Below are 25,972 nucleotides of genomic sequence, written 5' to 3'. Positions count from 1 at the left end.
TCAGAAACTGCACCGCGACAGGTCGGCTTGTGGCCGATTCCGTTGAAGAAGTCGGCCCGCGAGCGAGGCGAGCCGCAAATGCGGCACAGCCGACCGCTTCTCAGGCCGGATTTGGCTGCGGCATTGGGACCAGCTTGGCTAGTTTCCGGAGGTTCTGGGCGGTTGCTGCAAGGAGGAACTCGTCGCGAGCCCCGTTTGGTCCACGTAATCGCAGTCGGTCGAGCTTGAGAATGCGCTTGAGGTGAGCGAACAACATTTCGACCTTCTTACGTAGCCGTCGCGATGCTCGACCTTCCCAGGATTTAGCAATCGCCCGCGCCATGTCGCGGGCTCTCTCATGGATCGAGCGAGGCACCTTTCGAGCAGGCGTGTTCGGGCAGCAGTGTGGCCTCAAGGCGCAGGCGTCACAGTCAGCCTTGCTCGCTCGATAAAGCAACGTCTCGCCATCATTCACACGCGTCCCTGTTGTGGTCAGCGTCTTGCCGCCAGGACAGATATAGACGTCGCTGACTGGATCGTAGTTGAAGTCCTCCCGTGTGAAGGTCCCATCCTTGCGCGCTGATTTGTCGAACACGGTCACATGCGGCTCGATGCCGTGCTCATCGACCAGCCAGCCCAGCATGTCGGCTGAACCATAGGCGCTGTCACCGAGAAGCCTGGACGGGTGAAGACCGAAGTTCTTTGCGGTCCGCTCGATCATGCGCTTGGCAGCGAGAACTTCTGCCTGCCGGATCGCTGTGGTCGGCTCAACGTCGACAATGATCGCATTTTCCACATCGATCAGATAGTTCGTGGAGTAGGCAAAGAAAGCCTGTCCGCCATGGGCACCGGTCCAGCGCGCGGCAGGATCAGCCGGTGAGATGAACTTGGGGACGATCTCGGTCGCGGCCCCAAACGCCGCATCGTCCAGGACAGCTAGATACTCGTCGACGGCACGGCTTGCGGCTTTTGGCGGCAACCCCTTTTCGCCCTCGACGCCGTTCTGCCGGTTAGCATCGGCCTTGATCAGGCTAGCATCGACCGCAAAGCCTTCTCCGCCAACCAGACCCTCGTCGATGCAGCGGCGCAAGACGTCTTCGAACAGCCGTCGCAGCAGATCACTATCGCGGAAGCGGCCATGTCGGTTCTTTGAGAAGGTCGAATGATCGGGCACGTCACCATCGAGCCCAAGGCGGCAGAACCAGCGGTATGCCAGGTTGAGGTGAACCTCTTCGCACAGGCGCCGCTCCGAGCGGATGCCGAAGCAGTAACCGACCAACAGCATCCGGATCATCAGCTCGGGCGCGATCGAGGGCCGCCCGATCGTGCTGTAGAAGGGGGATAGCTCTCGCCTTAACCCATCGAGGTCCACGAACCTGTCGATCGATCGCAACAAATGATCGGCCGGAACGTGCCGCTCGAGCGAAAACTCATAGAACAACGCGACCTGCTCAACTCGCTGATGTCCCATCATGATTCAGTCCTCTCGCAACGACTGAATCAGCGAACATCAACCAGCGCAACCGAAGACTTTTTCAACACAATCGGCCACAAGGGGACATTACGGGCGTCGATTGATCACCGGGCTCGCTGAGAGCGGCTGATGAGAATCAATCATATAACCACTAAGGGGATCGCGGCGGCGTGGTACCAGCCGAGCCTTTCGCCAATCAATGCCATGGCCTGGACGGCGGCGAAGGCAGGGGTAAGGGTAAGCGACGCCGCGGTCAGCACCGGGCCATTGCGGGTCAGCGAGATGTTGTAGCCGAGGTAAGCGCCGATGCCCGTCGCGAGCACAACCACGGCTATCCACGGAAGCGTTTGTTCATCAATGATGGGCAAACCCGTTGAGACGATTTCGCTCGCGGCGAAGGGCAGCACGGCAATGCTCGCGCCGACGGACATGACGGCGAACTGCGCCATCGGCGTGAGGCGCGCTGGCATGCGGCGCATGGCCACCGTGTATCCCACAAACACAAGCATGCCCGCGGCCGCCCACAAGTCTCCCGGATTAAAACGCAGAGCTGCGAGTGCGTCGGGATGGCCCTTGGTGAAGATCAAGGTTGCGCCGAGGAGGCAAGCGGAAATGCCGACGATAAGCGGCGTGCTCGCGGCTTGGCGGCGGGCGACGATCTCCCATGCTGCCACCAATGCGGAGGCGCAGCCGTAGATCAGGCCGATGTTGGTAGCTTCCGTCGTCCGTGAGGCGACGTAGGCGGCAATGGAGCAGAAGCCCATACCGAGCGCAGCGAGGACCGACAACTGTAGCAGATGAGAGAGAGGGGCCTGCCAGCGGTCGTAGCCGGGCCGCATAAGGGCGAGTGTCCCGATAACGAGGCCCGACAGCGACCAGCGCACGAGCGTAAGTGTGGCCGGTCCGAAGGCGTCCACCAGCGCGCGCCCCGCGACCGGATTGAAAGCGAAGCAGGCGGGGGCAAATGCAAGCAGCAGAAGATACATCGGCTTAAGGCCGGTAGGAGCCGAATCTGTACCGCCTCCATCCGTCGAAGAGGCGTTCGCCGACCCACTATCCATGTTCCTGCCCTCGGTCTTCCTGCACAACAGTCACCATAGACACATCACTTAACAAGTCGCCAGATCAGAGGACGCGACTTCCGGTATGGGTCGATTGTGTTGAAAAAGTCTTCGGTTGCGCTGGTTGATGTTCGCTGATTCAGTCGTTGCGAGAGGACTGAATCATGATGGGACATCAGCGAGTTGAGCAGGTCGCGTTGTTCTATGAGTTTTCGCTCGAGCGGCACGTTCCGGCCGATCATTTGTTGCGATCGATCGACAGGTTCGTGGACCTCGATGGGTTAAGGCGAGAGCTATCCCCCTTCTACAGCACGATCGGGCGGCCCTCGATCGCGCCCGAGCTGATGATCCGGATGCTGTTGGTCGGTTACTGCTTCGGCATCCGCTCGGAGCGGCGCCTGTGCGAAGAGGTTCACCTCAACCTGGCATACCGCTGGTTCTGCCGCCTTGGGCTCGATGGTGACGTGCCCGATCATTCGACCTTCTCAAAGAACCGACATGGCCGCTTCCGCGATAGTGATCTGCTGCGACGGCTGTTCGAAGACGTCTTGCGCCGCTGCATCGACGAGGGTCTGGTTGGCGGAGAAGGCTTTGCGGTCGATGCTAGCCTGATCAAGGCCGATGCTAACCGGCAGAACGGCGTCGAGGGCGAAAAGGGGTTGCCGCCAAAAGCCGCAAGCCGTGCCGTCGACGAGTATCTAGCTGTCCTGGACGATGCGGCGTTTGGGGCCGCGACCGAGATCGTCCCCAAGTTCATCTCACCGGCTGATCCTGCCGCGCGCTGGACCGGTGCCCATGGCGGACAGGCTTTCTTTGCCTACTCCACGAACTATCTGATCGATGTGGAAAATGCGATCATTGTCGACGTTGAGCCGACCACAGCGATCCGGCAGGCAGAAGTTCTCGCTGCCAAGCGCATGATCGAGCGGACCGCAAAGAACTTCGGTCTTCACCCGTCCAGGCTTCTCGGTGACAGCGCCTATGGTTCAGCCGACATGCTGGGCTGGCTGGTCGATGAGCACGGCATCGAGCCGCATGTGACCGTGTTCGACAAATCAGCGCGCAAGGATGGGACCTTCACACGGGAGGACTTCAACTACGATCCAGTCAGCGACGTCTATATCTGTCCTGGCGGCAAGACGCTGACCACAACAGGGACACGTGTGAATGATGGCGAGACGTTGCTTTATCGAGCGAGCAAGGCTGACTGTGACGCCTGCGCCTTGAGGCCACACTGCTGCCCGAACACGCCTGCTCGAAAGGTGCCTCGCTCGATCCATGAGAGAGCCCGCGACATGGCGCGGGCGATTGCTAAATCCTGGGAAGGTCGAGCATCGCGACGGCTACGTAAGAAGGTCGAAATGTTGTTCGCTCACCTCAAGCGCATTCTCAAGCTCGACCGACTGCGATTACGTGGACCAAACGGGGCTCGCGACGAGTTCCTCCTTGCAGCAACCGCCCAGAACCTCCGGAAACTAGCCAAGCTGGTCCCAATGCCGCAGCCAAATCCGGCCTGAGAAGCGGTCGGCTGTGCCGCATTTGCGGCTCGCCTCGCTCGCGGGCCGACTTCTTCAACGGAATCGGCCCCAAGCCGACCAACTTCATCGTCTGCTGCTGGTCTGGTATTGAGGGCATTCCGGACTCCGCAGCAGCGCTGCTTCGACCGCCGCTTGTGACCCAAACCGGTCATTCGGGCGCGCGAAAACTTGATGCAGATTCGCGTCCTCTGTGCTGCTCCAAGTGCCGAGGGACCATGGCACGATTGGCATGTTTTGTATAACATCAGGGCGGGAATTCTGGCCAACATGCGGTGAGTTGCCCGCACTTCACCTACGGGGGTGCAGGATGGACGGTCTACCCAAAACCCACTACCTGAAGAGCGACGACGTTCACATTGCCTATCAGGTCTTCGGCGAGGGTTCGCTCGACTTGCTGTTCGTTCCGGGTTTCGTTTCGAACATCGAAGCGATCTGGGAATCACCCGACCACCGCGCATTCTTCCGGCGCCTCGCCTCGTTCTGTCGCGTTATCCTTTTCGACAAACGTGGCACCGGCATGTCCGACCGGGGCTCACAGATCTTCACGCTTGAGCAGCGCATGCATGACGTTCAAGCAATCCTTGATGCAGTCGGGTGCGAGCGGGCGGCGCTGTTCGGAGTGTCTGAGGGTGGACCGATGTCGCTGCTCTATGCCGCGACGTACCCTGCGCGCACGTCGGCCCTTGTGCTGTACGGCTCCTACGGCAAGCGCTCCTGGGCGCCGGACTATCCGTTTGGGTGGAAGGACGAGCAATGGGCGCGCGTGTTTGACGACTTCGAACACCACTGGGGGACGCCGCAAAGCATAGCTGTCACAATGTATGCGCCGAGCCTCGCCGGCGACCCCGAGGCTTCCGAGCGCCGGGCTGCCTATTTCCGCGCATCGGCAAGTCCGGGCGCGGCCATCTCGATTATGAAGATGAACCGCGAAATCGACGTGCGGCACGTGCTGCCTGCCATTCGGGTGCCAACGCTCATCCTGCACCGCGCGGCGGACCGCGCGATCGACGTTGCGAACGCACGCTACATGGCGGAGCACATTTCGGGTTCGAAGCTTATCGAGCTTGTTGGCGTGGACCATAGTTACCTCGTAGGCGACCGCGACGCGCTGCTAGATGAAGTCGAGGTCTTTTTGACCGGCGTGCGCCATGTGTACGAGCCGGAACGCGTGCTCGCTACGGTGCTGTTTGCCGATATCGTGGGCTCAACAGAGCGCGCCGCAGCGCTTGGCGACAATGCCTGGCGTGAATTACTTGAGGCATTCTATGCAAAGGTTCGCGAGGTTCTGCAGCATTACCGGGGACGTGAGGTCAACACTTCGGGCGACGGCTTGCTCGCCGCCTTCGACGGGCCAGCGCGAGCGATCCGCTGTGCCGGCGCGATCCGTGATACCGTGCGTTCGCTCGGTCTGGAGGTGCGCTGTGGCCTGCACACCGGCGAATGCGAGCTTGTCGGCAAGGACCTCGCCGGAATCGCAGTGCACATTGGCGCGCGCGTTGCCAGCCTTGCCGCGCCGGGTGAAGTGCTAGTTTCGCAGACGGTGCGTGATCTAGTGGCCGGCTCCGGCCTGGTATTCGAGGAGCGCGGCCCACAGAGACTGAGAGGTGTGCCGAACGAGTGGCTTATGTTTCGGGCTCTTCCAAATGAACTCGTAAGGTGAGCGCGCCGATGCATCGGCCATCCAGCCGTGCAAGTTCGGTGCTGATCATCAAACCCCAAAGCCGCCAAGGCGCTCGGCCTCATGATACCAGAATCATTCCTACTGCGCGCCGACCAGGTGATTGAATAAAGCTGGTAATTGCTGCGCTGCGTGAGTCTCCTGTTGGCACAAATGCGAAGTGCCGACTGACACTGGGATCGTCTGCTTATTGGGGTAGAGCGGAAGTCATCGGCGCTCAGTCAGAACGGCGCTTTTGACCCGAACCGGACGTCGATTGGGCGGAAATCGAAATGAAGGAGCTTCGAGGCCTAATCCCAAGAAATGCCATCAACGCTGACAGTACCGCGCATATAACCACGGCTGGACCGTCGCCCGCGAATGCGTTGTTCTTTGATTTCACCGGCAATCAAATGAGGACGCTGGTGCCCGGGCCTAGGTACTTATCCGATATCCGGAACCATGTCCCAAGGCGACGATGTCGGATAAGATCGTTGCCAGATCGAGCGAACTCGGTCCTCGCAAGAACGGTCACGGAGGAACGTCATGTCTAGGTGGAAAATATTAGCAGCGACGACGGCATTGGCTGCGATGATGATCGCCACGACAGCGTCGCTACCAGTCTGCGCACGCGAACTCCAGCCCCTCGCCACGGCAACGCCTGAACAGGTGGGCATGTCACTCGAGCGCCTTGGGCGCATTACCTCGGTGCTAAGGAAAGAGATTGCCGATGGTAAGTTGCCAGGGGCGGTAGTCATGGTCGCCCGCAAGGGGAAGATCGTCTATTCGGACGCCATTGGCTTCCAAGACAAGGGCGCGAATACGCCCATGAAGCTCGACTCAATTTTCCGCATTTACTCGATGACCAAGCCGCTTGCCTCGGTGGCGGCGATGATGCTGGTCGAAGATGGCGTCATCCAGCTCACCGATCCCATCTCCAAATTCCTGCCAGCCTTCAAAGACATGCAAGTGAGCGTGGCAACCCCTGGTCCCGATGGTAAGGCCACCTATACGAACGTACCGGCTGCCAAGCCGATCATCGTGCAGGACCTTCTGCGACATAGCGCGGGTCTTGCCTATGCGGAGATCACCAAGAACGAGCCAGTTAAGGCGGCCTACGTCGAGGCCAAGTTCTCCCAGCCGGGCATCATCGAGTACGACTCCCGCGGCATGACGCCAGCCGAGCAAGTCGAGCGCATCGCCAAGGCGCCCTTAATTCATCAACCTGGCACGATGTGGGAATACAGCATGGCCGTCGATATTCTCGGCCGTGTCGTCGAGGCTGCGTCGGGCAAGCGGCTCGCCGTCTTTTTGGATGAGCGGCTGTTCACGCCGCTCAAGATGGTGGACACGAGTTTTTGGCTTCCTGTGTCAAAGATGTCGCGCCTCGCGCAACCACTGCCAGTCGACCCGGCGTCGGGCCAGAAAATAAGCGTACTTGATGTGTCTGCGGAGCCGGGGAACGATTCCGGCGGCGCTGGAGCACTTTCAACCGCCACTGATTATTTGCGATTCGGACAGATGCTATTGAATGGTGGCGAGCTCGACGGCGTGCGCGTGATGAGCCGCTCCACCATCAAACTGATGACCTCAGACCATCTCGGCACGCGCATCGCAACACCGTTCCAGCCGGGTGAGCTTCTGCTGGGAACGCCAGGCTATACATTCGGCCTTGGCTTTGCAGTGCGCCAGAGCGACGGGATTGCTGGCGTTTCCGGCTCCGCGGGCGAGTTCATGTGGGCTGGTTACGCCGGCACTTTTTTCTGGGTAGATCCCAAGGAAGAGATCGTCGGTGTCTACATGACACAGGCGCCGAGCCCGATACGCGCGTATTACCGCAAGATGTTCAAGTCGCTCGTTTATCAGGCACTCGCGGATTGAAGTCGTCACCCTACCCGCCGTCGCATTCCGAAAAGCGAGGCAGTGGCTTGTCCCTGCCTCGCTATTCAATATTCGAACGGACGTGAGCCCGGCTTCGACCCTGGCCGCTATGGGTCGGGTATCAGGTGCGACTAGCCTGCAAGTGGCACACTTTTCGGACCTGATAGGCCCAGCCGATGATGTCTGTTCTTGAGAGTAAAGCGGACTGCCGAGTTGCACGATCGGACTTCCGAAATTGACCCGGAGCAGAAGTCAGAGATCAAGATAGTCTGAATCTCTGACACCGGTACCAGCCTCGAATCCGGAGTCAGGAGCTCGAACCTCTTCGGGCGCCACTACGCCGTTCAAGCCATTGGGAGGGGTCACATCCGTGAATTGGGTAGGTTCAGCATACGTGTCCTGTTTGACCTTGCGGACACTGCACCAATGAACGCCGATCCGTGGATTGCCTTACTAGTCCAACTCAGCAAGTAGCGCGGCGGCTTCTTTGAGATGGCGCGTATCGAAGCCTTCGGTGAAGGAGCCGTAGACCGGCGCAAGGAGATCGCGAGCCTCGATGCGCTTGCCGTGGTCGCGCCAGAGGCGAGCGAGACTTGTGGCGACGCGCAGCTCCCAAAACCTGGCCTCCTGGTCTCGAGCCACGGCCAGGGCGTGGCGGAGCGAGGCTTCGGCTTCCGCAGAATCACAGGGCGAGCTCGCAAGGACCGCCTCGGCCCTGAGGCGATGCAGCTCCGCTTCAAACCACCGCTCCTGCGTTCTGTCGACAATTCCCAGCGCCTCGGTCAGCAGGTCACGCGCTTCGGTTGGGTCTCCAGCTTGAGTGCAAATGTCTGCCAGCAAGCCCAGAAGGAAGGGTACCTGGTTGACAACGCCCAGGCCTTTGTTGGCCGCTATGGCACTGCGCATCTGCGCAGAGCCTGCTGTGACCTCACCAGCGGCGGCGAGCGCCCAGCCGTACCAAAACGCAGCACAAACTTCCCAGAGCGGAAAACCGTGCTCCGCGGTAAGCTTCATCGCCGCCTCCGCCCGCTCTCTCACGGTCGTCGAATCGCCGAGATGCTGATAAAGCCAGCAGTTCAGATGCAAGACATGACTGAGAGTATAGGCATCATTTAGCTCCTCTGCCGCGGCAAATGCCGCGCGGCTACGCGCTATCGCCTGGTCTATTTCGCCCCGCCACAGCAGGATCAAAGGGATAAAATTCAGCGAGGCGACCCGGCTGTCAGACGCCGACAGGAACACCGGGGATCGGCGATCAGCCTGATCCCAAAACGCGAGCGCCCGCTCGAAGTGCGCGAGAGCAAGCTGCTGGTTGCCACCGTGGAGCGCGCTCCCCGCTAAAAACCGGTGCCCAACGGCACAAGCAGCTGGGTCTTGCCGCTGTTCTGCGAGGCGCAGCAGCTCCTCGGCAACGTCGTACGCGACATGGACGCCGGATCGATGCAGATGATGCCCGAACAAACCGGACAGAACGGCGGGCAACTCGGGATGATCGGCCCGCTGCCGGCACAGTTCACGGGCACGTTCATAGGCCCTTCCGACCTCCAGCGCTGCGAAGCCCTTGGTGGCGGCGATCGCCGCCCCCAACGCCACCTGCACGTCAAGCTCGAGATGGTCACGCTCGTCTCCGGCGGGCAGGTCGGCTAATAATTCCAGACCTTGCGCCAACTGGGCCACGGCCTCGATCATCGCCGAGCGCGCCATCGCGTGACGTCCGGCCCGGTGCCGATAGGCGACCCCTTTCTCAATAAGACCCGCTCGTGTGCAGTGGTGGGCAAGAAGCTCGGGCTGTGTTTCGCCGGTACCTGGAAACTGCTCCTCCAGCACCCGCACGATGCTGGCGTGAAGTTGCTGGCGCCGGCCGCGCAGCAAGGTGCTGTAGGCGGCATCCTGTACAAGCACGTGCTTGAAAGTGTACTCCGCGTCAGGCGGCGTCCCGCGCCGGAAAATCAACTCGGCGCGCACGAGCCGCACCAAGGCATCGTCCAGTTCCTGCTGCGGCATCCGCGACACCGCGCCGATCAACTCATGTGAGAATTGTCGGCCGAGCGCCGCTCCGATCTGAGCCACTTCTCGCACCGGCGCCAATCGATCGAGCCGGGCCAGAAGGGAGGCTTGGAGCGTCGTTGGGATCGCCAGATGGTCGCCGGCATCGATCCTCCGTCCGCTCTCAACGACAGACTTGGTCAGCTCCTCGATGAATAGCGGCACGCCGTCCGTGCGATCAATGATCTGATCCGCAATCTTCTTGGGCAATGTCTTGCCCCCAGTTACGTGCGCGATCATCTCGGCGCGGTGGCGGGGTGCCAAGCGGTTGAGACTGAGCAATGTCACGTGCGGACGGCCGACCCAGGGCGGCGTGAACTCGGGGCGAAATGTGAGTATCATCAGGACCCGCAGCGTCGCGGCGCGGTCTATGAGCAGATCCAGCGACTCCAGCGTGGTGGGGTCGCTCCAATGGATGTCTTCCCATAGCATCAGCAGCGGCTGCCGCGCCGCGAGTCCTTCGACCTGGGCCACCTGCACATGAAGCGTTTTCTGTTTGCGCTTCTGCGGCGTGATATTGAGCGGCGGGTAGCGGTCGCCGGTCGGTATCGACAGCAAGTCCGCCAATAGGGGGACGGCTTCGCTCAGCTCCTGGTTGGCCAGTGCCAGCACCGCCACAAGCTTATCCAGGCGGGTCTCGGCCGTATCCTCGCGTCGAAATCCGGCCGCCTGCTCGAGCTGGGTGATGCTGGGATAAAGCGCACTGTGCTGATGATGTGGCGAGCAGAAATAACGCAGCCGCGTGTGCGGCTCCTTGCCCAACTGCTCCTGCAGACTTTCTGCGATGCGCGACTTGCCGATGCCCGGCTCACCGACGATCAGGACGACGGAACCGTCGCCGGCCTTGGCCCGCTCCCAGCGGCGCGTCAACAACGCGATCTCTTCCTCGCGACCGATCAACGGCGTGCTGGCGGCGCGCAGGGCCTCGAACCGACTGCCGACCAGGCTCGCGCCCACGACCCGCCAGACACGCACCGGATAGTGAATTCCCGCGATCGGCATTGTGCCCAGATCGCAATAATCAAACAGGCCGCCAAGCAGGCGGCGCGTGTCATCTGCGATGACAACCGAGTTCGGTTCGGCAAGCCCCTGTAGCCGTGCCGCGAGGTTAGGGGTTTCACCAATGACCGCCTGTTCCTGGGCTGCGCCCTCACCGAGCAGATCACCGACGACGACGAGGCCCGTGGCGATACCGACACGCACCCGCAACGAGGTCCCCTGGCCTGCATCGAGCTTGGCCACGGCTTCGATCAAGGCGAGGCCCGCGCGCACCGCTTGTTCGGCGTCCTCCTCATGTGCCTGTGGGTAACCGAAATAGGCCAGCACGCCGTCGCCGAGATACTTGGCAACAAAGCCGCCAGTCTTGGTGATGACCTCGGCGCAACGGCGGTGATAGGCGCCGATGATGTCGCGCAGCTCCTCTGGGTCGAGCCGCGCCGACAAGGCCGTGGAACCGACGAGGTCGGCGAACATGACCGTGAGCTGGCGGCGTTCGGCTTCGGGAGCCTTGCCGCGGGGGCGGTTGGGCTCGACCGAATGTGTGGTCGTGTCGTGAAAACTCTCGGTTCGCAAGGCGGCGATCGCATCGAGGAGAATACGGCGATGGCCAACTGCCGTCACGCCGAGGTCTTTGAGGTCCTCCGCGGTCAGCTTGGGCAGGATTGCCTCATCGATCGCGTTTTCCCGGAATGCCTGCTCGTAGCGTTCCAGGCCGAGGCCGCGCAGCCAGGCAGAGATATCCATGGCGTTCACACGCACACTTGGCCGCACTCATCCACTGGCGATGGCCGCCGCCACGCTGGCTGTGCGCTGTCGGTCGAGCCGTTCGGGGTCAAACCCGTCGCACCAGAATGAGGTAACCAGTTTACTCCATCCCTTGGGGCGAAGCATGTTTTTTTGGCTTCTGACGCGTTTAATCCGGGAACCACCCCGAAGCGAGCCTGGGAGGACTCCCCAGAAAACGGCGCTCAGCCTCACGATCCGGCCGCACTTCTCGTGCTCGCTGAGGAGGTGATCGAGTGAGAAGGCTCCTTCCGTTGTTGGCACGGAACGGACCAACTGGGCCAGCGTGGCGATGTCCGTTGATCGGGGTAGACCGGAAGTGGCTGGCGGAGGGGCAAGACGACGCGATTGACCCATTTCGGAGATCAGCATAGCCAGACATTGGTCCACAATTGTGCTATATGAACATTAAGTTTCCCCGAGCCCCGGGGGTGCATCTTGAGCAGAGAGCACGTAGAGCGGCGACTGGCAGCGATTCTGGCGGCGGATGTTGCGGGCTCTTGCCGCTTGATAGGGATCGACGAAGAAGGCGCGCTGGCGCAACTGAAAGCTCTGAGAAAGACGCTTTTTGATCCCAAAATCAGCGATCATCGCGGGCGCATCGTCAAGAATACCGGGGACGGCGCTCTCGTTGAGTTCGGGAGCGTCGTAGATGCCCTACGCTGCGCCGTCGAAATTCAGCGCGGCATGGCCGAACAAAATATCGATGTGCCGCCGGTCAAGCGGATCGAATTTCGCATCGGCATTCATGTCGGTGATATTGTTATCGAAGAGAACGATATCTTTGGCGAAGGGGTCAATATTGCGGTGCGTCTCGAAGAGATCGCAGAACCGGGCGGCATTAGCATTTCCGACGATGCGTACCGGCAAATTCGTGGCAAGGTAGATATCACCTTTGAGGACACCGGTTCGCAATCTTTGAAGAATATCGCCGAACCGATACGGGTCTGGCGCGTGCGCATTGCCGCTATCTCTTCTCCGGCAATGGTAACAAACCTATCGAGCGAGACTGCGCAGCCGCTCCCTCTCCCCGACGAGCCCTCCATTGCGGTGCTGCCGTTCGAGAATATGAGCGGCGATCCGAAACAGGAGTATTTTGCCGACGGGATGGTCGAGGACATCATTACCGGTCTGTCGCGGTCCAAATCGCTTTTCGTCATCGCGCGGCACTCCACCTTCACTTACAAAGGCAAAGCCTTCGATATCAAACAGGTCGGCCGCGAGCTTGGCGTCCGCTATGTGCTGGAGGGCAGCGTCCGCAGGGCCGGCAATCGCGTTCGCATCTCGGGACAGCTCATTGATGCCGCAACAGGAAAGCATATTTGGGCGGACCGGTTCGACAGCCAACTCGATGATATTTTCGATCTGCAGGATCGGGTCACCATGAGCGTGATCGGCGCAATCTCTCCTCAGCTTGAACGCGCCGAAATCGAGCGCGCAAAGCACAAGCCGACTGCGAGCCTTCAGGCCTACGACTATTATCTTCGCGCGCTCGCTTATTTTCGTAAATTCACCAGTGAAGCGAACATTGAAGCGCTCAAGCTCACCAAAAGAATTGCCAGCGATATCGATCCCGAATTCGCGGCAGCGTACGCGCTCGGCGCTCGTTGCTATGTACAAAGGAAAACATTCGGATGGAGCACCGCGGCTCAGGAAAGAGTTGAAGCCCGCCGGCTCGCGAGGCGGGCGATCGAACTCGATAGAGACGATCCATCGGTGCTCGCAAGGGCCGGAAATGTGCTCGCTTTCCTAGGTGAGGTCGAGGAGGGCGCAGCGCTCCTCTCACGCGCGATTAATCTAGACCCAAATCTGGCTACCGCACGACATTGGAGCGGTTGGGTCCACCTTTATCTCGGTGACGTAGATGCTGCGATCGAGCAATTCCAGGTCACCTTGCGTTTGAACCCGCTGGATCCACGGATCTTCATTGTCCAGACCGGGCTGGCCTATGCTCATTTTTTCGCTGCCCGCAATGCGGACGCCACATTATGGGCGACAACTGCTTTTCGGCAGCAACCAAATTATCGGAGCGCACAATTTATTCTGGCGGCATGCCATGCGACGTCTGGACGGATTGAGGAAGCACGAGAGATCTGCGCGCAACTGAACCCGCCCCCACGAATTTCTCGAATCAGGGACAGAACCCCATTTCGCAGGGCGGAAGATATCGACAGATTGGCGCAGGCTTTCCGCATCGCGGGGATGCCGGAATGACCATTATTGGGCACGAAACGGACATGCCGGGGCGGCCTAGCGACGTCCGCTTTTGGGGGTACAACGGACCTGCCGTGCGAGCAGAGACACTTCCGAGTTTGACCCGGGACGGACATTCCTACCAGCCGGTCGACATAGGGCGGACAATAGAGATTGGCTCGGCGTGTCCCACGACGCCGGCGCGTTTCCGAGGTGAAGTCTGATAGGCAAACCATCCATTCTGGTCGCGGGACGCTCAATGGGCGGAATCCGCCCACTGTTAACGATCTCTTAACCATCACAACTTAACTTTCGGTTAATAGACCGCGCGGTTCGTTCCAGGAGAACAGCCGATGCCTGTTGAAACACTGACATATGCCGCACTTGGCGCCCGCTTGACAATCTCGCCTAATGCCGCTCGTTCGCTTGTCAAGCGGCTCCGGCTGCCGCGCTCACTTTCAGATGACGGCAAAGCAATGGTGAGCGTGGATCTCACGGAAATACGGCACAAGCGTCGGCCACCACGTGAAGCAGGCAAGGTCGTCCTAGCTGCAAAGATCTAGCATTGCAGGGGAGATCGCGCGGCTCGAAGCAACAGCAGCGGGTCACCGGGCCGATTTCGAGCGTGAGCGCGCCGATCGGCTGATGGTTGAAGTGCTACAGGCGACCGCCGAGGCTACGGCAGCTAAGGAGGCGACGGCGCGGCTCGAAGGTTTTCTTCGGAAAGATGGCCGAGCTGGTGATGGCTCGACCGACAGCCGCGGACTAGCTGCACCCCGCCCGGAGCACCTAGCTGCGGACTTAATGGCAGCAGACCGCAAGGCTGCTCGTGGGTAAGCATGCGTGTCCCCGACGTAGCGGAGCAATCGGGAGAGAAAAAATGACCAGCATTGCCGATATCAGCGAGATGAAGGCGCGCATTATCGTGTTTGGGGTCGGCGGCGCTGGCGGCAATGCCGTCAACAACATGATCGCGTCTGAGCTGCAAGGCGTCGAATTTATCGTCGCTAATACCGACGCACAGGCGCTCGCCATGTCAAGGGCCAACCGGATCATCCAGATGGGCGCCCAAGTCACCCAAGGCCTTGGTGCCGGCTCGCAGCCCGAAGTGGGGCGCACGGCGGCCGAAGAGGCAATCAATTCGATCCGCGATCATTTAACCGGCGCACACATGGTGTTCGTTACTGCCGGCATGGGCGGCGGTACCGGCACTGGGGCAGCGCCGGTTATAGCCAAGACCGCCCGTGAGCTTGGCATTCTCACCATCGGTGTAGTCACCAAGCCGTTCCACTTCGAGGGCCAGCGCCGCATGCGCTCTGCCGAAGCAGGCATCGCGGAACTGCTCAGGGCGGTGGACACTCTGCTGGTCATCCCAAACCAGAACCTCTTCCGGGTGGCCAACGAGAAGACCACCTTCGCCGATGCCTTCGTGCTGGCCGATCAAGTGCTTTATTCCGGTGTGGCCTGCATTAGCGACCTTGTAGTCAAGGAAGGCCTGATCAATCTCGATTTTGCCGACGTTCTCACCGTAATGCGCGAGAAGGGCAAAGCCATGATGGGCAGGGGCGAGGCTTCCGGTACAAAGCGCGTGCTCAATGCAGCTGTGGCCGCAATTTCCAATCCATTGATCGATGACCCGTCGATCAAGCGCGCCAGTGGCCTCATAATCTCCATCACCGGCGGCAAGGACCTTATGCTGTTCGAGGTAGACGAAGCCGCGACCCGCATTCGCGAAGAGGTCGATAAGGACGCCAACGTCATCGTCGGCGCCACTTTCGATGAAAGCCTGCAAGGTATTGTCCGCGTGTCGGTGGTAGCGACCGGCATCGATAATCTTGGTGCGACGCGCCAGACGCAACCAACGGGCTCACTTACGGAACTCGCTAGCAGGCTGCGCAAGGAAAATCATCGCAGCCCCCAGCGGATCGAGAGTAGTGCACCGCGGCCGAATTTATACAGCCGCTTTTCCACTGTGCGCAATTCGATCGAGCAAGTTGTTTGCGATATCCCGGCCTTCCTGGGCCGCAAGGCTAACTGAATTCTCGTAGGAACCAAATCGGCTCGCTTAAAAGCGGGCCTAAGCGGACTTGCCAGTTGGCGCCTGTGATGTCCGCTTTGGAGGTAGAGCGGGCTGAGGCCCGGTAGACACTGAGGTCTGCTATTGGCCGATATTGTTGCAAAAGTCGAAAGTTGCAGGGCTCAAGATTTTTCGCGACAACGCTAAGCAGCGAGCGATCGCTGATTCGTATAACCTTTACCGAAGTCGCCTGTGAATTTTGCGTGAGGCCGTGAGGTCCCTCACATCTTGTACACGAAGGTCGCGCCCACGGCCCGCAGAATTTTGGTCATCGGCGAAAATCGACTTTTGCAACAATATCGGCCGAACGCAGACGGACTGCGAGCTGGCCATGATGTCCGCTGTTGGGAGTAGGGCCGACCACCGCAGGAGTGCTGGGACTTCTCGGACAAGAGTTGCGGTTGTCGCGCCGTCCCGCCTTGCCGGCTCCCCTACAGCTCCCCGTGCGGGCGCATGCTCAATTAATGTAAGGTGCTTGAAGGCGCTTGTCGCTCCGATTCTAACCTTCACAGGGTTGGGGGCGCAGGCAGGGCGAAAGCATCAAACCGGGCGCAGAAACATCTTGCGTTGGAGCTTGAAGATTAACCAGCGGTTACGTTTGACGGCGAGTGCGATCAATCGCGAGTTCCCGCTTCATTCGTCCAACTTTGCCTCAGCCGGTCCGCAGAGGCGCCCGGCTCTACTGTTTTCGGGAAAGATCTTACGCGTTGCAACGAGCCGGCGTTAAGAGCCTCACATGCCGTGGCTGGCAAATACTTTTTGGCAGCTCTTGCTCAGTCTGGCCCTGTTCTGCCGCAAGCATTGTTGAACCGCTCCATCATTGCCAAGTTGCTGTCGGCAAAATCGCTGCGCATCTCGCCTGCAGGCCTGCTGCTCTTGTGGCGTGCCCATGTGACCCTGCGCAAAAGATAGCGAAGTTTCAGTCAGCAAAAGTACTAGAACGAGGACAATGAAGCGCATAACGATCTCCCTATTGACACTAGCAGATGCACACATTGCCGGCTGCGACGGAATGACTCGATGTCTTGATTTGGCCTTCCGCAGCGACGGTCTGCTGTGATTCTGTATCTGGCACTTCGATTCCATTGAGGTGCCAAGATGTTGAACGAACAATTCAGGCTTGGTCGGTTCGGGGATGGCCGTCTCGATAAAGGGGGGCGGCTCTGCTCGAAGGGATGGTCACGCGCGCCAGCTCGTGCTTGCGTCGAGCGGCGGATGGTGATCGGGCCAAGATAGTCCGATACGGCCGATTTCTCGCCAATGAGAACGTGAGCTTGGAAGCACTGCTCGCAGGCTGGGGCGAACAGACGGCGGTTGCGGCGGCCGGCCGGCACGTGCTGGCGATCCAGGATACAAGCGAGATCAACTTTAGGACCCAACCCGAGCGTCGGCACGGGCTGGGTGAGATCGGCAAAGGGAACAGCCACGGCTTGCTGTTGCATGCGATGGCCGCCGTGGATGCCGCCAGTGACGCCTGTCTGGGGCTGGTAGGCGGGAAGATTTGGACGCGCCAGGGCCGGGTTACGGTGCCGCACGATCAGCGGCCACTGGAGCAGAAGGAGTCGGAACGTTGGATCAGCACGGCCCATCGAGCCAAGCAGGTGCTCTCTGCGGCCACGATGGTCACGGTGATCGACGATCGCGAGGGCGACATCTATGCCAAATGGGCGAGCGTATCGGCCTCAAACTTCCATCTGTTGACGCGGAGCATGCATGATCGCGTGCTGGCCGACGGTGCAAGCATGTATGCCACCGCCAGCAGTTGGCCCGTCGTCGACACTGCCACCATCGACGTTGTGGCGCGTGCCGATCGGCCCGCCCGACAGGCCAAGCTGGTGCTGCGGTTCGGTCGGGTCACCCTCAGAAGGCCGCAGAACGCGTCTGCCGACTTACCGCGGACAGTCGAACTCGCTTTGGTCGAGGTCGTTGAAGTCGATCCGCCAGCGGGCGTCGAGCCGCTGCACTGGTACCTGCTGACGACCCATGACGTCAACGATGTCGCGTCTGCCTGGCAGATCGTCAACTGGTACAAAAAGCGTTGGATTATCGAGCAGCTGTTCCGCCTGATCAAAACGCAGGGGCTGCAACTCGAAGACAGCCGGATCGAAACCGCCGATCGGCTGCTCAAGCTCACCGCGATCGCCGCCAAGGCTGCCGTCGTGATCCTGCAACTGGTTCAGGCTCGCGACGGACGCAGCGCCGAACCTGCCAGCAACGCGTTCAACAAAGAGCAGATCAAGCTGCTCGCCGCACTGGCCACCAAGTACGAAGGCAGAACCAAACTCCAAAGCAATCCACATCGCCCGCAAACCTTGGCTTGGGCCTCATGGATCATTGCTCGCCTCGGCGGATGGGATGGATACCCTCGCACCAAACCCGGCCCCATCACCATGAGGCATGGCCTCCAATACTTCTTGGGCGTGGCTTCCGCCTGGGAGACCCTCAAAGATGTGTGAATCAGCTAGCCTATTGACAGGGACAAAACGTTGCTTCCCGTCTGCCGGTTCCTCGATAGACATACCGATACACTGTGCACCCCAACAGAGATACGCTGTTGCGCACGAAGCGGACCTTACGAAGCAGCTACAATCCCGCTCGTCCTTGACTGAGTGGGATCGCTTGTGGAGACCTGGATGCCTCAGCCCCGCTTACTGCGCGCGAGGTAACCGGCAGTAACCTCGTCTTTGTGGGCGGCGAAGGCTGCCAGGACTTCGGCTTTCTCGCGCTTCGGAACCTTAGCAAAATCCAGGCTCCGAGCGAGTTCGGCTGCGACCTCGTCAAATTCTGCCGGGGAGATCCGGAGCTCGCGGTGGGCCTCCTCAAGGCCAAGCGGCGTCGTCCCGGGCTTCGTGGCCTTGAACCGGAAAGGCCCGCCGGAAACGTCGCAGACCCATAACGTGCGCATGAACTTGAGACCGGGCAGCCTTGTCAGATTCTTGGTGTGCCATTGCCGCAGCTGCGGGTTCTTGGATTTCCGGCCAACGATGGGATTCTTCATGACGGCATCGCTAAAGTGATCAACTACTGCCGCGATGGCGAAAACACCGCCCAGCCGCTCATACAGAGTTTTTTCGGGCTTGGTCTGCTGCGTCTGCGCGTACGCGTTGCCAGCTCCTGCCAAAGCCGCCGGGGCGGCGGCCAGCGCCAGCCCGGTGACAATGTTTCGTCTTGTCATGGAAGTCGAAAGAGGTCGTGCCATTGGTTACCTTCTTGAGCATAGTTCGAAAGTATTCCCTTCCAGCGGGTGTGGGCGCTGGACTAGTTTGGCAACGACCGGTGACATCACAAACGGGTCCGTCGGCTTTGCGCGCGTCCGCCTACCAGTCACATCGGCACTTTGTTGCCGTCCCGTTGGATGGGATTGGATAGAAAAGGTTCCCGGCAAAAAACCGCCGCTGGTTCACTATCTGTGCGGCGCTCTCAGCGCGAGCTGTGAGAGAGATGAATGTCCGTTCCTCGGAGTAAATCGGAAATCGTTTAGGAGAGCGCCGAAGTCCGAAAATGACCGATTTTGTTGCAAAAGTCGAAAATCGAACGATCCCGAAAATCTCGCGAAAGGTGATTTTCAGAGAGCTGTAACGTTGCGAAGCCACATCACGCCGCTACGCCAGGTCCGTGGTCGTTTTTCCGAGGAACGACGTGGTTCCCTCACGTCGCCACGTGCAACACGCGTCAGCGCCCCTGAAAATTTTCGTTCGTCACCCCAAAAAGACTTTTACAACGAAGTCGACCCAGAGAGGACATTGGCCTCTACCGCGGTCCAGTGCTCCGGAGCGGACTTCCTTCCATGGCGCGAAACTGAGCATTTGCATAAGATTAACCCCCGTCCTTGTCCTGACCCACCCGAGGGAGCGAAATGCGAAAACGCGGTGGACGCAAACAACCGGTCGAAGGTCGGCGCGCGACTAGGGCTCACAAAGTATCCATCGCCGCCGCATCCATCGCCGACCTACAGAATCAGGTAGGCGCTCTCGCTAGCGAACTGAAAGAGGCGCTTGAGCAGCAGACGGCTACCGCGGAGATTCTCCGCCTGATCAGCGCCGTGCCGGCCGATCCGCAGCCGGTATTCGAGATGATCGTGCGCCGCGCCGTCGCGCTTTGCGGCAGTTTGTTCGCGAACGTGTTCCGCTTTGATGGAGACCTCATCCATTTCGTCGCCAGTCACAACGTCGGGCCGAGCTACGTCGATATGCTTCGAGCGACCTACCCGATGCGGCCCGATCATTCTCAGGTATCCGGACGCGTACTGCTTAATCAATCAGTGGTCCGGCTCGCCGATGCGCTTGCCGATCCAGACTACGATCAGCGGTTTCCCCGGGCCATGGGTTGGCGTCGCATGCTGGGAATGCCGATAATGCGCGATCGCGATGTGCTCGGCGTCATCGTGGTGGGTTGGGCCGAGGCCGGACCTGTCGCTAAGGCCCAGGAGGAGCTTCTGAAGACCTTCGCCGACCAGGCGGTGATCGCGATCGAGAATGCCAGGCTATTGAACGAATTACGCGAGCGCAACGAGGAGATCGCCGGCTGGAATCGCGACCTGGAAGCGCGGGTCAAGGAGCAGGTTGAGGAGCTGGGCCGGGTTGGGCGGCTGAAGCGGTTCCTTGCGCCACAGCTTGCCGAAATGATCGTCTCGCAAGGCAATGAAAGGATCCTGGAGAGTCACCGCCGTGAGATCGTTGTCGTATTCTGCGATCTTCGCGGCTACACCGCCTTCACCGAGACCGCCGAGCCCGAGGAGGTTTTGGATTTCCTGCGCGAGTATCACGGCGAGCTGGGGCGTCTAATCAGCCAGTTCGAGGGGACGCTCGACCAATTCTCGGGCGATGGGATCATGGTGTTCTTCAACGACCCCGTGCCTGTCCCCGACCCGGCCGAACGTGCGGTCAAGATGGCCGTCGCGATGCGCGAGGCTGTGTCGACGCTGATCGCCGCGTGGCGCGAGCGGGGTCGCGAGTTGGGCTTTGGTGCTGGCATCGCACAGGGTTACGCGACCTTGGGCCAGATCGGATATTCCGAGCGCTCCGGATACACTGCGATAGGCACAGTGTGCAATGTCGCGGCACGGCTCTGCGGCGAGGCCAAGGACGGCCAAATTCTGCTCAGTAAGCGCGTAAACGTGGCGCTCAACGGAAGCGTAGCGACTGAACAAGTTGGCGCTCTCGCATTGAAGGGTCTCACCCAGCCGGTCGTCACCTACAACGTTCCGCTCACCGCTAGTTAACCGACTCTCCGCGTTATAGACGGAGGTAGTCACTAGACAGCCAGTCAGCGAACAGAGTCCGGTTGTGGCACCTTTCGGACCTGCTGATCCTCGCAGTGAACGTCGGCTATGAGGTGTAAATCGGAAGTGGCTCGGACATCGCTAAATCGACGCGATTGACCCAACTGAGACATTGGCGCGGGGCTTCTGTCCCGCGTTTTGCGTTTAGGACCACGGCGGCTCTTCGCTCGCCCCGGCTGCCTCGTGGTGGATCGTGACACCCGCCGAACGCAACCCGGTCAGCAATACAGTTCTTACAGAGGCAGGATCGAATCCAATATCCTTGGCGTTTGGTGGATGTGCCTCGCGGCCCTTCAATCGGAGCGCCAAGTGCAATTGCTCGCAAAGGTGCTGAACGACGAGATTGACCTGATCGTCAGTCATGATCTGCTTTTCCTGCTACCATTTTGCTACCCAACTAGGTTAGCACACATGAAAATAGGGCGGTACGCGATTGGACCGCCCCAAGGATCAACCCCACGCGGGTGGGGTCAGTTTGATTATGGCAGGATTGTTAACTCGAACCGGACAGTCCGAAGCGCATATTGGGGGCATGTCAGAATCCAATCATCGCACTTGTAAATGCGGCGCGGTTTACGACCGAAGCGAGCACATTGTAGAGGAGCGCGAGATCAGCAGCTTTGGAATGCGCCGTGTGCGGTGCAACTATCGAGAACTGGAACTCCGCTTGGGTTCCTCGATATCGATTCATTGCCCGTCCAGCTAGGACGCCCAATGACGCCAAATCCATCGTGGATATCGCGACGGGGCAGAAGCCGGACCGCGATCCCACGCTAGAAGAGCAGGGCAAGGACCCGGCTGCGGCGGAGTTGGGCGCCAGCTCTCACCTTCCATCGTCCAGGTGATGCCGGGCGGTGCAGGCCGGCCGCGCGGCTAATTAAGAAATCTTCGGGCGCGAACCGGCGGGCGGGTGCCGACCTTTCCTTCCACATATCGGCGAATTAACTCGCGTTTGGGCCCTGGCGGCGCATAATCAAACAATCACCGCTCCGCCTTCCAGGCATTACCGGTGACAGAGAGTGTTGCGCTCCCGCCCCTCCGAGCAGCCGACCTGAAAACCGTTGGCGAGGTGCGCGAGATATCGGACGAGACACTGATCAGCCTTCCGGATTTTGGAAAGGGCTCGCTCTCTGATCTACGCAGGAAATTGGGACTGCCGTCGACCGACGGGGTTAGATCCTTGGGCAAAAAAGCCCGCCTGATTTGCTGATTTGACATTCCGCGCCGGATAGTTTTGTGCGTTTGCGCGGGGCCCGCCATGGCAGTTGGAGAGTGCGATGCATAAGGCTACGACCTTCGAACACGGCGGCAAGGTCTACGAAGTTCGCGCGATCCCAACGTTAAACGGTTGGAAGGTTCGCATTTTCGTCGAGGGCATCCCGGCAACTGGCTTCACTTATTCAGTCGACGCCGAAGTCTATCAAGATGCTGCGATCGACGGAGTGCCGGAAGATTTGGTGGCCGGGCTGATGGAAACAGCGGAGCGTGATTTTCGGCGCGGCCTTGCCCAGGAATTGGTGGCCGCCGAAGAGGCTCCCGACGACGATATCGCGGCGGAAAACGATAAATTCAAACCATGAGATCACCCCCTGGCGCTCTTGCGAGATCCAGAAGCGGCCAGCTGACGCCGCGAATACCAGACCGACCGCAACCTGCGGTCGATGGCAATAGTGCACCTGCTAAAGCCGCTCGTGAGGGCTTGGCTACTGCGCGTCCGGTGGTTTGATTGTTGTCGGACGACCGGCTTGAACCGGCGCGCCGTAGGCGCATATTCCCGAGATGTCCGAATACCGACCCGCTTTCGTGGCGCGAAAAGGTAATCCCGGATTTGGCTGGGTGGTCGATGTTCTTTGGCCCGATGGCGAGACGGAAGTAGTCAAGGGTTTCGCCACCGAACAACAAGCCGCCGAGTGGATCGCCAAACATTCCGAGGGCTGGCAGGGAAAACTAAATGAGTTCTAAGAAATGGAATGATCCCCAACTCGACGCTGCTCAGTTCGCCATCGGTACCGCATACGGGTAACGCGGTCTGCACGGCCTGCGGGGCTGCGCCAGAGTCGTGGTGGAAAAGCCCCACGTTCCCTCATTCGAACTTGTCAAACGTCCGGACGGAAAGCCCGGTAGTAGGTCAGTTTGATTGTGGCAGGATGACTGGCTTGAACGGCAGCGCAGCCGGAGGCGCATATTTAGAAAATGAACCCCGATTTGTCTGCGCCATTGACCCACGAAGAATTCGTCTCGTTGCGGGACTGCGCTAAGGATTTGATGCACCACACAATCCCAGCCGAACACAAAGTCCGATTGATCCAACTAGGGTACATACAGGAATTGTCGGGCGGACTTCGACTAACGAACGCCGGCAGGCTGAGGATTGCGGAAGGCAAATGACCGACAAGCACTCCAAACGTCCATACGGGTTCTCCGTTTTCACGTCATAGCCGCTCAACAGCTAATGGCCACGTTGTCGCTTGCGCAAACGAGGACGTCGAACAGCCAACCTGCATCAAGGGTTCAGATCCTCAGTGGTCACTACAACACCGCGGTCAGAGTGCCCCTCCCGCTGCAACTTCGCGAGAGCGAGATGTTCGATCTCGGCTCGGTGCCTTACAAAGGTAGCGATGAGCTGTGCATAGCCTGCGTCCTTTCTGCTCATACGCTCTCTGTTCAGAAGGGCAGTCGCCGTTACCCGGCACTTTTCGATTTTGCCGCCGTACTCCACAACGAAATGGACGTAATCGCCGCCAGCAACAACCATGAGAATGGTCCTCAGACGGGGGTGAGACTAACATATGGTGGTTTTTCCGGCCCCCTACAAGCGAGGACTGCATGAGCATTAATCTGCCAGCGCCCATCTTCCATAGACCGACGCGATAAGCGTTTGGGCAATGGCCACGCCCGCGCGCGTCGGCATCGGATCAAGCGCGCCGTAGGTCCAATTCGGCCCCGTTCCTTTAGGGTACATGCGAATTATCTCGACGCGCTTAATGCCTCGCGTGTGCGGATCCATCGCCAGAAGCCGAAGGCACTCGGCCTCAAGTTCGGCTGCGGATTTACGCGGCATCTCCTCCATCAAGGTTCTCCGGCTTCGGAGATATCGACCTCTCGGAGGTGGTGCTGTTACCGCTCAAGCTCAAGCTGGGACCCGGTCATCAGTGAGGTCGGCAGCCATTTCGAGACAGGCTCTAAGGGGCGACCACCCCTGTTGCGCCGGCCGTCCCGCGGGTGTTTGCTTGTTCCATGCAGGCGGAGCAGTCAATCGTCGTTGACCCAGAAAGTCCTGGCGGCATCAACTCTCCGCACGGCCTGATCCTGTTCGACGGCGTATGCGTCCTATGCTCGCGCGGCTGCCGCTTCGTGAGCAAACGTGATCGCCGCGCCTATTTTCGCTTCGTTCCGATCCAGTTGGCCGAGGGACGTCCGCTCGCTGAGCAGCTCGGCATCGATCCTGATCACCCGGATTCCTTTGCCTTCTTGGCGAGCGGCCAAGCTTCCTTCCAATATCCGCGAATTAACTCGCGTTTGAGATCCCTGGAGGCGTATACTCCGACAATCACCGCTCCGCCTCCCAGGCATTACCGGTGACAGAGAGTGTTGCGCTCCCGCCTGTTCGAGGGAAGCATCATGCCCCAATCTCAATGCCTCTCGTCCGTCATTCCATTCGCTGCAATTGAGCGCCCCGCCTGTCCGAAGTGCAAGGCCCAGATGATGCTCGTTAGCATCGCGCCAGCACGCGCCCGGGGCGTCGACTTGCAAACGTTTGAATGCGCTGTCTGCAATCAGGTACTTACGAGCTTTGCCGCGTTTGAAGACCCCATGAAGTCCAAGGGCCTTGGACGCTGGCTTCAAGGCGATTTGCACTCATCGAAGTAAGGCCCGCCGACGTGAACCGACCGACCGGACGGCGCAGGACTAGCTCGCGCCCTCGTTGTCAGATCTCCTCGGTTTCAGCCTCCGGCTGGCTGCGGTAGGCGTCTCGGAGCCACAGGCGATTGAGGGGAAGCGTCCGCGCCAAACGCGCGCGAGCCGCCGGGCTTCCCCCAGCGGCTCAAGCGTTGCGTAGCGATGTGTTGCGACGCGCAGCGTCGCGTGGTGGAACGTTACGATGCGCCGAGGCGCGTCGCGTTGCCTACCGTGATGTCGATAAGTCCTACGCGTCTCATCGACGACCCCAACATGGTGCAGCCGCGGGGTGACTTCAAGACGGCGCTGCTGCCATAAAACGTGCGATGCCATCTCGTTATGATCGTGCTTAAGAAGGCCGCAACTCGTAACGAGATGTAACAAACCATGCGCGTCGTTTTTCGATTGCGAGCCTGCCTCGTCCGAGCCGGTCATCCTCATCAGCACCGACCTATTCGAGGAGTGAAGAGCTTTCGCGGCCATTGAGGACGCAACTATCCTCGAACGAAGGAGAACAACCCGTTTGTCGCAGTCTCCTAATCGACAACAGAAAAATAGAAATCTTCAAAGCCTCGGCATTGTCCGGGACATTTGCTTATAGCCTTCTCAGTGGCGCTCTCCTCGTCGTAAGAAATGCAAGCGCGCATGTCGCCTATTGGCACCTTTGAGACATCCCGAGGCTTGGTGTGGATGTCGCTTGCAGGACGAAAGCGGAAGTCGACCGGACATCCCCAAACTGTCGCGACTGACCCTGATGTATGGTCCGGCCGTGCGGTGCAAGAAGATTTCGATGATCCGGTAGATGCGGTCTTGCATCAATGTATCCGGCCTCTGCTTGGAGCGCAGTGCTCCGGGCCATCATGGATGTCAGCGCGCATGTGATCTGGTTAGCGGACAGGCCTCGACCGGGCCATTTGGGTCACCAGTGTTCGCATGCGTCGGGAAGACCGATTCTCCATCGTCGTCTCATCTTCTCGCAGACCTCGGCGGGTAAGGGGTGTTGTTACGTCATCGATAGCTCCTCACTTCGCGCTGTTCCTTTGTTCGTGCCTGGCGGTCGTTCCTTCGTCCCGGCCTGCGCGCGCAGACGCGCCGCGCGCAAG

General features: G+C 59.8%; 20 protein-coding genes. 12 read left to right on the top strand and 8 right to left on the bottom strand.

All coding sequences use genetic code 11. The features are described from left to right. Nucleotides 1-100: 100 nt before the first annotated feature. A complete protein-coding gene (locus RX328_RS35265; protein WP_213257637.1) occupies nt 101-1,453 on the bottom strand; it encodes a transposase in 1,353 nt (450 codons plus the stop codon). 140 nt (nt 1,454-1,593) lie between these two features. Continuing rightward, the gene (locus RX328_RS35260) at nt 1,594-2,439 is read right to left on the bottom strand and encodes a DMT family transporter (protein ID WP_213257653.1); all 846 of its coding nucleotides are present in this window, start codon (nt 2,437-2,439) and stop codon (nt 1,594-1,596) included. A 239-nt stretch (nt 2,440-2,678) separates the two neighbouring features. Between RX328_RS35260 and RX328_RS35255 the strand changes: the two genes are divergently transcribed. From RX328_RS35255 to RX328_RS35245, 3 genes are all read left to right on the top strand, one after another. Then, complete coding sequence (locus RX328_RS35255; protein ID WP_213257637.1) at nt 2,679-4,031, top strand: transposase; 1,353 nt, start codon at nt 2,679-2,681, stop codon at nt 4,029-4,031. Between the two features lie 328 nt (nt 4,032-4,359). After that, the gene (locus RX328_RS35250) at nt 4,360-5,712 is read left to right on the top strand and encodes an adenylate/guanylate cyclase domain-containing protein (protein WP_213257235.1); all 1,353 of its coding nucleotides are present in this window, start codon (nt 4,360-4,362) and stop codon (nt 5,710-5,712) included. 543 nt (nt 5,713-6,255) lie between these two features. Continuing rightward, a complete protein-coding gene (locus RX328_RS35245; protein WP_213257237.1) occupies nt 6,256-7,590 on the top strand; it encodes a serine hydrolase domain-containing protein in 1,335 nt (444 codons plus the stop codon). Between the two features lie 453 nt (nt 7,591-8,043). On the opposite strand, the gene RX328_RS35240 is transcribed toward RX328_RS35245, so the two are convergent. Continuing rightward, nucleotides 8,044-11,379, bottom strand: a complete 3,336-nt coding sequence (locus RX328_RS35240) for an adenylate/guanylate cyclase domain-containing protein (RefSeq protein WP_213257239.1) — start codon at nt 11,377-11,379, stop codon at nt 8,044-8,046. Nucleotides 11,380-11,856: 477 nt separating this feature from the next. Between RX328_RS35240 and RX328_RS35235 the strand changes: the two genes are divergently transcribed. From RX328_RS35235 to ftsZ, 3 genes are all read left to right on the top strand, one after another. Then, nucleotides 11,857-13,632, top strand: a complete 1,776-nt coding sequence (locus RX328_RS35235; RefSeq protein WP_249727319.1) for an adenylate/guanylate cyclase domain-containing protein — start codon at nt 11,857-11,859, stop codon at nt 13,630-13,632. Between the two features lie 332 nt (nt 13,633-13,964). Then, nucleotides 13,965-14,174, top strand: a complete 210-nt coding sequence (locus RX328_RS35230; RefSeq protein ID WP_317258569.1) for a hypothetical protein — start codon at nt 13,965-13,967, stop codon at nt 14,172-14,174. A 317-nt stretch (nt 14,175-14,491) separates the two neighbouring features. Next, nucleotides 14,492-15,649, top strand: a complete 1,158-nt coding sequence (gene ftsZ, locus RX328_RS35225) for a cell division protein FtsZ (RefSeq protein WP_317258568.1) — start codon at nt 14,492-14,494, stop codon at nt 15,647-15,649. Nucleotides 15,650-16,420: 771 nt separating this feature from the next. On the opposite strand, the gene RX328_RS35220 is transcribed toward ftsZ, so the two are convergent. Further along, on the bottom strand, nt 16,421-16,648 hold the full coding sequence (locus tag RX328_RS35220) for a cysteine rich repeat-containing protein (protein WP_213257679.1): 228 nt from the start codon (nt 16,646-16,648) through the stop codon (nt 16,421-16,423). A gap of 308 nt (nt 16,649-16,956) precedes the next feature. Here RX328_RS35220 and RX328_RS35215 point away from each other — a divergent pair, with 308 nt between their 5' ends. After that, nucleotides 16,957-18,144: an IS4 family transposase gene (locus tag RX328_RS35215; protein WP_317258567.1), complete on the top strand. Its 1,188-nt coding sequence runs from the start codon at nt 16,957-16,959 to the stop codon at nt 18,142-18,144. Nucleotides 18,145-18,326: 182 nt separating this feature from the next. Here the strand turns inward: RX328_RS35215 and RX328_RS35210 are convergent, their stop codons facing one another. After that, nucleotides 18,327-18,887, bottom strand: a complete 561-nt coding sequence (locus RX328_RS35210) for a group I truncated hemoglobin (protein ID WP_213257359.1) — start codon at nt 18,885-18,887, stop codon at nt 18,327-18,329. Between the two features lie 657 nt (nt 18,888-19,544). Here RX328_RS35210 and RX328_RS35205 point away from each other — a divergent pair. Then, a complete protein-coding gene (locus RX328_RS35205) occupies nt 19,545-20,909 on the top strand; it encodes an adenylate/guanylate cyclase domain-containing protein (RefSeq protein WP_213257357.1) in 1,365 nt (454 codons plus the stop codon). Nucleotides 20,910-21,113: 204 nt separating this feature from the next. On the opposite strand, the gene RX328_RS35200 is transcribed toward RX328_RS35205, so the two are convergent. Further along, nucleotides 21,114-21,332, bottom strand: a complete 219-nt coding sequence (locus tag RX328_RS35200) for a hypothetical protein (protein WP_213257355.1) — start codon at nt 21,330-21,332, stop codon at nt 21,114-21,116. A 646-nt stretch (nt 21,333-21,978) separates the two neighbouring features. On the opposite strand from RX328_RS35200, the gene RX328_RS43930 reads away from it, so the two are divergent. From RX328_RS43930 to RX328_RS35190, 3 genes are all read left to right on the top strand, one after another. Beyond that, a complete protein-coding gene (locus tag RX328_RS43930; protein WP_409410921.1) occupies nt 21,979-22,179 on the top strand; it encodes a DNA-directed RNA polymerase subunit alpha C-terminal domain-containing protein in 201 nt (66 codons plus the stop codon). A gap of 67 nt (nt 22,180-22,246) precedes the next feature. Further along, nucleotides 22,247-22,549, top strand: coding sequence for a hypothetical protein (locus RX328_RS35195; RefSeq protein WP_213257351.1), 303 nt, complete (start codon nt 22,247-22,249; stop codon nt 22,547-22,549). Nucleotides 22,550-22,748: 199 nt separating this feature from the next. After that, the gene (locus tag RX328_RS35190) at nt 22,749-22,931 is read left to right on the top strand and encodes a hypothetical protein (protein WP_317258566.1); all 183 of its coding nucleotides are present in this window, start codon (nt 22,749-22,751) and stop codon (nt 22,929-22,931) included. 541 nt (nt 22,932-23,472) lie between these two features. Here RX328_RS35190 and RX328_RS35185 read toward each other — a convergent pair. Both RX328_RS35185 and RX328_RS35180 read right to left on the bottom strand, forming a co-directional pair. Then, nucleotides 23,473-23,724, bottom strand: a complete 252-nt coding sequence (locus tag RX328_RS35185; RefSeq protein ID WP_213257347.1) for a DUF1488 family protein — start codon at nt 23,722-23,724, stop codon at nt 23,473-23,475. Nucleotides 23,725-23,802: 78 nt separating this feature from the next. Beyond that, nucleotides 23,803-24,039, bottom strand: coding sequence for a hypothetical protein (locus RX328_RS35180; RefSeq protein ID WP_213257345.1), 237 nt, complete (start codon nt 24,037-24,039; stop codon nt 23,803-23,805). Between the two features lie 167 nt (nt 24,040-24,206). Between RX328_RS35180 and RX328_RS35175 the strand changes: the two genes are divergently transcribed. Further along, nucleotides 24,207-24,551: a thiol-disulfide oxidoreductase DCC family protein gene (locus RX328_RS35175; protein WP_213257343.1), complete on the top strand. Its 345-nt coding sequence runs from the start codon at nt 24,207-24,209 to the stop codon at nt 24,549-24,551. Nucleotides 24,552-25,972 lie beyond the last annotated feature (1,421 nt).

Origin of the sequence: Bradyrhizobium sp. sBnM-33, assembly GCF_032917945.1 — a bacterium.
In the GTDB taxonomy this organism is placed as follows: domain Bacteria; phylum Pseudomonadota; class Alphaproteobacteria; order Rhizobiales; family Xanthobacteraceae; genus Bradyrhizobium.
Note: the sequence above shows the minus strand (reverse complement) of the source record. Positions and strands in the feature narration are given on the sequence as shown.

Excerpts from the sequence above, each read along its gene's own strand:
- RX328_RS35190 (WP_317258566.1), top strand. The coding sequence starts at position 22,749 with ATGTCCGAATACCGACCCGCTTTCGTGGCGCGAAAAGGTAATCCCGGA.
- RX328_RS35200 (WP_213257355.1), bottom strand. The coding sequence starts at position 21,332 with ATGACTGACGATCAGGTCAATCTCGTCGTTCAGCACCTTTGCGAGCAA.
- RX328_RS35265 (WP_213257637.1), bottom strand. The coding sequence starts at position 1,453 with ATGATGGGACATCAGCGAGTTGAGCAGGTCGCGTTGTTCTATGAGTTT.
- RX328_RS35180 (WP_213257345.1), bottom strand. The coding sequence starts at position 24,039 with ATGGAGGAGATGCCGCGTAAATCCGCAGCCGAACTTGAGGCCGAGTGC.
- RX328_RS35245 (WP_213257237.1), top strand. The coding sequence starts at position 6,256 with ATGTCTAGGTGGAAAATATTAGCAGCGACGACGGCATTGGCTGCGATG.
- RX328_RS35210 (WP_213257359.1), bottom strand. The coding sequence starts at position 18,887 with ATGGCACGACCTCTTTCGACTTCCATGACAAGACGAAACATTGTCACC.
- RX328_RS35240 (WP_213257239.1), bottom strand. The coding sequence starts at position 11,379 with ATGGATATCTCTGCCTGGCTGCGCGGCCTCGGCCTGGAACGCTACGAG.
- RX328_RS35220 (WP_213257679.1), bottom strand. The coding sequence starts at position 16,648 with ATGCGCTTCATTGTCCTCGTTCTAGTACTTTTGCTGACTGAAACTTCG.
- RX328_RS35175 (WP_213257343.1), top strand. The coding sequence starts at position 24,207 with ATGCAGGCGGAGCAGTCAATCGTCGTTGACCCAGAAAGTCCTGGCGGC.
- ftsZ (WP_317258568.1), top strand. The coding sequence starts at position 14,492 with ATGACCAGCATTGCCGATATCAGCGAGATGAAGGCGCGCATTATCGTG.
- RX328_RS35195 (WP_213257351.1), top strand. The coding sequence starts at position 22,247 with ATGCATAAGGCTACGACCTTCGAACACGGCGGCAAGGTCTACGAAGTT.
- RX328_RS35185 (WP_213257347.1), bottom strand. The coding sequence starts at position 23,724 with ATGGTTGTTGCTGGCGGCGATTACGTCCATTTCGTTGTGGAGTACGGC.
- RX328_RS35250 (WP_213257235.1), top strand. The coding sequence starts at position 4,360 with ATGGACGGTCTACCCAAAACCCACTACCTGAAGAGCGACGACGTTCAC.
- RX328_RS35260 (WP_213257653.1), bottom strand. The coding sequence starts at position 2,439 with ATGTATCTTCTGCTGCTTGCATTTGCCCCCGCCTGCTTCGCTTTCAAT.
- RX328_RS35255 (WP_213257637.1), top strand. The coding sequence starts at position 2,679 with ATGATGGGACATCAGCGAGTTGAGCAGGTCGCGTTGTTCTATGAGTTT.
- RX328_RS35230 (WP_317258569.1), top strand. The coding sequence starts at position 13,965 with ATGCCTGTTGAAACACTGACATATGCCGCACTTGGCGCCCGCTTGACA.
- RX328_RS35205 (WP_213257357.1), top strand. The coding sequence starts at position 19,545 with ATGCGAAAACGCGGTGGACGCAAACAACCGGTCGAAGGTCGGCGCGCG.